General features: G+C 66.3%; 1 protein-coding gene and 1 pseudogene (1 of these 2 running past the window's edge). One reads left to right on the top strand and one right to left on the bottom strand.

What is annotated here, in order from left to right; all coding sequences use genetic code 11:
• Positions 1 to 149 precede the first annotated feature (149 nt).
• Positions 150 to 875, top strand: coding sequence for a VTT domain-containing protein (locus K789_RS23070; protein WP_051181033.1), 726 nt, complete (start codon positions 150 to 152; stop codon positions 873 to 875).
• A gap of 101 nt (positions 876 to 976) precedes the next feature.
• Here the strand turns inward: K789_RS23070 and K789_RS23065 are convergent.
• Positions 977 to 1322, bottom strand: a pseudogene (locus tag K789_RS23065) (non-canonical purine NTP pyrophosphatase); it runs 267 nt beyond the window's last position.

Here is a 1322-nt window from a genome sequence, read left to right as displayed (position 1 = left end):
CCGGCCGCGCCCGTGCCGCCCCCGGTGCCGCCCCAGTGCCGCGGTCGGCGCCACGCAGCGTCGGCGTCCGACGGCGGCCGTCAAGTACCCTTGACAGGTGAACCTTTTAGCTTTGAGTGACTTCGCCGTGTCCACGATCNGCAGGCCCGGTGCAGCCGCAGCTCGCCTCGTTCCTGCCCGACTGGCTGAACCCCCAGGTCTTCCTGGCCGACCCCGCCCTCGCGCCGTGGGTGGTGCTATTGGTCTGCGGCATCATCTTCGCCGAGACGGGCCTGCTGATCGGGTTCTTCCTGCCGGGCGACTCGATGCTGTTCACCGCCGGACTCCTCGTGGCCACCGGGACCATCAAGGTCAACATCTGGGCATTCGTGGTGATGATCATCGTCGCAGCGATCATCGGAAACCAGGTGGGCTACCTGATCGGCTCCAAAGCCGGCCCGGCCATCTTCAACAAGCCAAATTCGAAGCTGTTCAAGCGCGAAAACGTCGAGAGCGCGCACGCGTTCTTCGAGAAGCACGGCGGCAAGGCCCTGATCCTGGCGCGTTTCGTGCCGATCATCCGGACCTTTGTCCCGGTGATCGTGGGCGTCGCCCAAATGAGCAAGCGCAAGTTCTTCGTGTTCAACGTGATCGGCGCCGTGCTGTGGGGCGGCGGTGTGACACTCCTGGGCTACCTGCTGGGCGATACCTTCCCGTGGGTCCGCGAAAACCTCGACATCATCTTCATCGCGATCGTCCTGGTGTCGGTGGTCCCGATCGCCATTGAGGTTGCCCGCGGCTTCATCGCCAAGCGCCAGGCCGAGAAGTACGGCACGGACGTCGTCGAGGAGTTCATCGAGGAGCACGAGCCCGAAGAGGAACGCAAGACGCCGTAACTCCCGTTCGGGACAGGCGTTCCGGACAGTCAGCGCAAAAGGATGGCGCCCCCACAGTGTGGGGCGCCATCCTTTGTTAACTCCCGTGATTCCAGGGTCAGCTACCTCCCGGACAGCGCCTCCACGATGGCCGGAAGCAACGCCCGGAACGCGTGCCCGCGGTGGCTGATGGCATTCTTCTCCGCCGGACTCAGCTCGGCACAGCTGCGGTCAAGACCGCTGGGCTGCAGCACCGGGTCGTAGCCAAAGCCGCCGGCCCCTCGGGGTTCGCGCAGCAGCGTCCCCTCGAGCTGCCCGTACTCCACAACTTCCCGGCCCTCCCCTGCGCCGGACCCGGGGACGGCCAGTGCCGCGGCGCAGACGAACGCGGCACCGCGGTACTCATCGGGAACGTCGGCGAGCTGGTCAAGCAGCAGCTGCAGGTTGGCGGCGTCGTCGCCGTGGCGG

This window comes from Arthrobacter sp. TB 26 (genome assembly GCF_000427315.1).
Lineage (GTDB): Bacteria > Actinomycetota > Actinomycetes > Actinomycetales > Micrococcaceae > Arthrobacter.
Note: the sequence above shows the minus strand (reverse complement) of the source record. Positions and strands in the feature narration are given on the sequence as shown.